Origin of the sequence: Ohtaekwangia sp. (assembly GCF_036786105.1) — a bacterium.
GTDB lineage: Bacteria > Bacteroidota > Bacteroidia > Cytophagales > Cyclobacteriaceae > Ohtaekwangia.
Genome location: NZ_DAIQRQ010000003.1, coordinates 1 through 5568, shown reverse-complemented (window position 1 = coordinate 5568; position 5568 = coordinate 1). Strand labels below are relative to the sequence as shown.

General features: G+C 39.7%; 7 protein-coding genes. 1 reads left to right on the top strand and 6 read right to left on the bottom strand.

Annotated elements, in window-relative coordinates:
• Positions 1 to 160 precede the first annotated feature (160 nt).
• Positions 161 to 865, top strand: a complete 705-nt coding sequence (locus tag V7Q33_RS02090) for a class I SAM-dependent methyltransferase (protein ID WP_333818741.1) — start codon at positions 161 to 163, stop codon at positions 863 to 865.
• 22 nt (positions 866 to 887) lie between these two features.
• On the opposite strand, the gene V7Q33_RS02085 is transcribed toward V7Q33_RS02090, so the two are convergent.
• The 6 genes from V7Q33_RS02085 to V7Q33_RS02060 form a co-directional block, all read right to left on the bottom strand.
• Entirely contained in the window at positions 888 to 1445 is a 558-nt protein-coding gene (locus tag V7Q33_RS02085) for a hypothetical protein (RefSeq protein ID WP_333818740.1), read from the bottom strand.
• 99 nt (positions 1446 to 1544) lie between these two features.
• A complete protein-coding gene (locus tag V7Q33_RS02080; RefSeq protein WP_333818739.1) occupies positions 1545 to 2270 on the bottom strand; it encodes a hypothetical protein in 726 nt (241 codons plus the stop codon).
• Between the two features lie 16 nt (positions 2271 to 2286).
• Positions 2287 to 3744: a hypothetical protein gene (locus tag V7Q33_RS02075; RefSeq protein ID WP_333818737.1), complete on the bottom strand. Its 1458-nt coding sequence runs from the start codon at positions 3742 to 3744 to the stop codon at positions 2287 to 2289.
• Positions 3745 to 3784: 40 nt separating this feature from the next.
• On the bottom strand, positions 3785 to 4294 hold the full coding sequence (locus V7Q33_RS02070; protein WP_333818736.1) for a hypothetical protein: 510 nt from the start codon (positions 4292 to 4294) through the stop codon (positions 3785 to 3787).
• 107 nt (positions 4295 to 4401) lie between these two features.
• A complete protein-coding gene (locus V7Q33_RS02065; protein WP_333818735.1) occupies positions 4402 to 4833 on the bottom strand; it encodes a hypothetical protein in 432 nt (143 codons plus the stop codon).
• A 39-nt stretch (positions 4834 to 4872) separates the two neighbouring features.
• On the bottom strand, positions 4873 to 5301 hold the full coding sequence (locus V7Q33_RS02060; RefSeq protein ID WP_333818734.1) for a hypothetical protein: 429 nt from the start codon (positions 5299 to 5301) through the stop codon (positions 4873 to 4875).
• Between the last annotated feature and the right edge of the window lie 267 nt (positions 5302 to 5568).

Below are 5568 nucleotides of genomic sequence, written 5' to 3'. Positions count from 1 at the left end.
CCTGGGCGAATACTATATTTGGTGAGTTCTTATGGCATGTATACAAAGAGAAGCCCGGATTATTGGTGGGATGATCAATATCACCTGTTTTACAATGAAACAGCAAAATTTAATCATCCAGCTACTAAGGGAAAACGGTCTATATTGGTCTTTACTGATCATGCTTGAAAAGCTTTTCGGTAGCGTTACATCTTATTTTCAGAACAAGCGGATTGCGTTGGAAATCAGAAAACAACTTCCTGGTTTTAACACGCGGTCCTATAACTACAGAGAGTGGAGTAATTACAACTGGACAGAAAAAGGAGAAGAATGGACTGACTCCGCAGAGTGGAAAAAGACGCTGATAGAGAACACAGTTTCAAAATACTTTCAGCCACGGAAAGATATTCTGGAAATCGGACCGGGCGCAGGAAGATGGTCTGTAATTCTGGCAACCATAGCCAACAGCTTAACACTCGTAGACCTGACAAGTGAATCACTTCATGTTTGCCGGCAAAGATTAGCTTCCTTCTCTCATTGCAAATTTTACCAAACTGATGGCAGAAACCTGTCCTTCATAGCTGCTGACTCCATAGACTATGTTTGGTCGTTCGATGTTTTCGTTCACATTGCACCTGCAGATACAGAAACCTATATACATTCCTTAAGCTCAATCTTAAGAAAAGGTGGCATTGCCATCATTCACCATCCTGCTTACGGTGGCTATAAAGGCGGCTTTAGAAGCAGCACAACCAATCACTTTTTTCAAACTATACTTACAAAATACGGATTTCGCATCCTGGAACAACTGGATTCCTGGGGAGACAAAAACATCCACACCGTGAAAGCTCACAATGATTTGATTACGGTTTTTGAGAAGGTCTAAATCTGAATGATCGAATTTGATATTACTTCCAAAAATTCCACCATTTGTGAGTAACAACCGGGATTTCGTATTCTTGTTTTTCCTCAGAACGATAATCCTCAAGTCTAAATCCTGGTTTATCCAGTTCTTGTTTTTCGATTTCGGAAAGCAATTTCTCGCAATTATGCCTAAGTTCTCCCAGCACAGCCTTCAGGTCGTTGCCAGAATACTCAACGTCTTCAATATGATACATATAGTATCCGATAGATGTCAGAAAATAATACCCATCATATCCGAGATAATAAAAATCATACAGAATGCGATCCCGGTTATTGTTATTAGTGATCAGGTCACGGAGGTTAGCCTTTACCTTCCACAACAGGAATTCGTCTTCCTTAAAGAACTTGAAGATAGCCTTTCTGAACTGATAGCCTGCATCGCTTTGTCTATAGTTAAACGCAAACACTTCCAGCACAACATCTTCATTCATCAAGTTAATCAACTCATCAGAGCTATACAGCCATAATTCAAATTCCTCTAACGGCATGTAATGCTCAATAACCTTAAAAACGTTCTCTTTTAAATCCTGTAATATTTTCATAATCCTGTGATAACGACACAAAGAACATAATCGAGTGTGCAGCCTTTTTGCGCACTTCGTTCTTTTATCGCCTCCACATTTTTCTAAAATTTTTCAGATTTATAGGCCCGCCAAAATCTTCACAAAATCCTCCTTCACTTCAAACTGAAGTTTGTTTTTCTGCGAGAAGTCTAACATCTTCTGAATTTCAGCCTCACTAAAATATTTCTTCAGAACATCATCATCGAGCATCTTACTCTTCTTTACTTCACGATCGTACCAGGAGCGATCCACTACTTTTCTTATCAATTTTAAATAAGGCTCTATATCTCCCTTTTCGCCGAGAAAATATATAGTCTCTGTTTGTGTAATCTTTATAGTTGTGTTGGTAACACCTGTACTAAAATACACCCCATTCCCCATAAACGTGCCCGGGCTTGTGGTTTTCTCCGATATTTCAACGGGGTCTACTTTCGAGATGACTGCAAACGTTTTGAAGTCACGCAGCACTTCGAAAAAGAACGGACGTTTTATGCCGGCTTTTTTATCCTCAAATTCAAGCGAATAAAAAACGCGTTGTCGCTGCAGCTTTTCATCGTAAAACTCAAATGCAGCAATACTTCTCGGGCCGTAAGAATGCGATATACTTCCACTCTCATACGAAACAATTCCAATCTTGTCATTGAAACGCACCATGCCCTTCAATTCTTCTCCCGATGCGAGCAGAATACTTCCTTCACCCCATTCTATAAGATCGGGATTTAATTCTTCAAATTTCTTTTCCTGTCCGAAAAGTTGATTTGTTGCTACAGAAAGTAAAACACTCAAAATAAAAATATACCTCATACACCATTATAGATAATTATAGTCCATCCAGTTTCTTCTTGGGCCGTCTGAATACATACTCTACACCGAAGCGGGCGCTCACCTTGCTGGCAGCGGGAAGTTTACCGGAGTACTCTACACGGTATAGCCCCAATACATTGCCGCGAATGTTTCGCGTAATATTAAAGCGTTTACCAAGACCAAAGTAACTTTCATATACATGCTTGCTCAGCGGCTCGCGGGTATTGGTAGTGATAGAAGGATGAAGCTTGAGCACTTCAAATTCGCCATGCGCGAACAGCCCTTTGCTAATCGTTAAATCGGTATACGCTCTTCCTCCAAAAGTTTGAAGACCCTTCACGAAATAATCGAAGTGCTTGTTAAACCCAAGCCTGTATATACCGCCTATGCCTGCAGTTAAATGCGGAGTAACGCGATAGCCAACCTGCAGTGAAACATCAGCAGAAACAAAATCTTTGGTATAGAGCTGCCACATAAGGCCAGGAACCAGGCGCTGATAGAATTTCTTTTCTTCCAGCTCATCTGATTGCTTTCTGAAAATATCCTTTACGCTTTTGATGCGGGTTGCTTTGTACTTCGACAGTTCCAGTTGTTTTTGTGCCAGCTGCACTTTGTCAGCTTGCTGCATAACATAATCATTTGCCACCGCTTTATACTTTCTGCTGATTTCGTCTTGTAACAATTTACGGTCGCGGTAACGCTGGATCATCGCCTCATACTTGGCCTGTTCTGCGGTTGCTTTTGTAATCTCTTCACTGGCGGCACCTGCTTCCGGTATATCCGTGAGTTTTTGTTCGGCTACTTCCGGCAGCTTTTCTAAATTTTCAGGAGCACCTTCCCTAATCTTCTGAAGATCACCTTCGTATTGATCTACACCCGCTAATTTTCCATCAACACCGCTCACTTCTTCTTTCAGTCCATTCACTTTACCAAGATCACCTGTTCGTGGGAGATTAATATCGGGCACTCCTTCGTCAACAGATGGCAGCTTCAAATCTGTACTTGGTATATCTGCATTTAATTTTTCAGCAATGCCCGATGCATCCAGTTTGGGAATGGATGATTCGGATTTCTCCAGAGACGGAATCTCTGCATCGGCTGCTACGGATTTACCAGTTAACTTCTCTGCTGCATTTGATTTCTGACCGATCTTCTCTTCCAGTTTTGTTACCGGGGACGAGACTTTCTGCTGAAGACGATCTACTTTGTTTTTAGTGTGTTGTTGAATGGTTCGCGCCTTGGCATCTACACGCTTAAGGCTATCCGCGAACTTACCGGAGGAGTCTGATATATTTTGAATCTTCTCTCCTATAGAATCAGATTTCGAAAGAGTTTTACTAAGGCCCTGCGTTAGTGTATCGGTTTTATTGGCAATGCTTTTTAATGAATCTGCAGTGTTACGTTGAGCAAGTATATTTGCTTCGAATGCAAATACGAACGACAACAATATAAATACACGTGCCTTTTGTAACATTGGTTTCCGGTTAATAGTATATTCTCTTAAACCTACAGAATCATTTGCGCTTGTTATACTGCCGTATTACCTTGTCAAATTTCTCTTTCTCAATCAACTCATCAAGTTTAGGATCATTGCCCACCATCTCCCGCAAGCTCTTTTTACTCAGGGGTATAATGGGACTGTTATCACCTTTCTGGATAGCAACTACAACCGGATCAAGGTTATAATAAGGCAGAATGGAATAAGCGTTAATCTTTCCTGTATGTACCGGAAACAACCAGCAGCTATCAGCAGGTATAGCAATTACTTTCATCCCTGAACCGCAGATCTGGGTCACTTGCTTTGTGTCTTCCGGCCGTATGATGGATGTCATCTTCTTTTTCCTGATCTCAATTCTATGTACCGAATCAGACATGTCCACTCGGCCATGTGCATGAAACGTGCTGTCGTTTTTGAGAACAATTATAAAATTACCCTTCAGGTTGGCTTCCGGAGTATTTCGGTAATAGACCATAGGCCTATATACCTGGTAAGTATATGGAACATTACCCATCGGTGTTCTCATAGTTGTGGTTATAGGTATATAACCTTGTGAGAAGAGATCGTTCGTAAACGATAAAAGCAGAACCAATAGAAAGTATAGTTTATATCTCAACATAAAAAATATTCAAATCATTTTATTCTGTGCATTATTCCAAGTGATTCAACAGGTGTTGGGTGGTTATTTTTCAGTAAACAGTTATGCATCGTAATTTTAGCTCGCCTGAACTCATCTGCGTCAAGGCGGATATACAAAGCACACTCATTTGAGTACTTAAATTCATCAACAAAAAATCCGTTTCCATCTTCGTCCATATCAGATTCCGAATCACCTTCGCCAGTCGAACTTGCAACCCCATTAAGTTTAAAAATTTTATTTCTCTTAATGTTCTCGGAGATTAACGCAAATTGAATTTGATTCCTTGAAGTTACTTTTATAGTCAAGGTTTGCTTTAACGAATCATTGGAAAATAAATAAGTAGCGGTGTTATAGTCTGTATATTTATTCTGTTCAGACAATGCGATTGTACAAATAAATAGTATGCCTATTGTGAATTTTATCATTGTTTCAAAATATATTGATTTTGGATATTTAACAGACGATCAACGAGCATTTAGAAAATTACCTAACTTATCAATCTCGTCTTTACAGCCATCCTCACCAACACTACCTATCATTAGAACTCCGGCAATCATGGACAATCCCTTTTCATCTGCCCATAGGTATATACATTTTTCAGTCTTGAGAGACATATTTGAGTCAATAATGTTTATTGAAACAGAATCCTCTTTATGCTTTATTATTCGGCAAACTCCATTGATTAGACTATCGTGCAATTGGGATATCTCCTCCGCTTTCCGTTTCTTAATTCGAAGAGCTATGTATTCTGGCTCGCGCCACACTTCAAACTCATCCTGTTTGAGTTGAAAAACAAGTCGGCCCTGAGCGTTGAAAAATTGAATCTCCATTCGTCCAGGATGGGAGAAGCTGGCAGAAGACATTAGCAAAGTAAAAAAAATAAATACTTTCATTTTATCGCGGGTTAGTCATAAAAAACCGAATGATCTACCGATTATTGGGTCGCATTCACGTAATTCAAAGTGGTTCCTCCTATCTCTAAGGGTATACGGAATTAAACGTTACAAATCAAAAGACTTTTATTTTATTATGAGTTAGACCGCCCACGAACTCGTGGTGTGATTATTTTTATATATAGATAAATCATATAACCATACAGCACAATTCCATCCAGTCTCTAAATCCTTCTCTGCATAGTTTGGTTTCTTTAGTTTCCAATA

Coding starts and splice junctions, on each gene's coding strand:
- V7Q33_RS02070 (WP_333818736.1), bottom strand. CDS start 4,294: ATGAGAACACCGATGGGTAATGTTCCATATACTTACCAGGTATATAGG.
- V7Q33_RS02065 (WP_333818735.1), bottom strand. CDS start 4,833: ATGATAAAATTCACAATAGGCATACTATTTATTTGTACAATCGCATTG.
- V7Q33_RS02060 (WP_333818734.1), bottom strand. CDS start 5,301: ATGAAAGTATTTATTTTTTTTACTTTGCTAATGTCTTCTGCCAGCTTC.
- V7Q33_RS02085 (WP_333818740.1), bottom strand. CDS start 1,445: ATGAAAATATTACAGGATTTAAAAGAGAACGTTTTTAAGGTTATTGAG.
- V7Q33_RS02090 (WP_333818741.1), top strand. CDS start 161: ATGCTTGAAAAGCTTTTCGGTAGCGTTACATCTTATTTTCAGAACAAG.
- V7Q33_RS02080 (WP_333818739.1), bottom strand. CDS start 2,270: ATGAGGTATATTTTTATTTTGAGTGTTTTACTTTCTGTAGCAACAAAT.
- V7Q33_RS02075 (WP_333818737.1), bottom strand. CDS start 3,744: ATGTTACAAAAGGCACGTGTATTTATATTGTTGTCGTTCGTATTTGCA.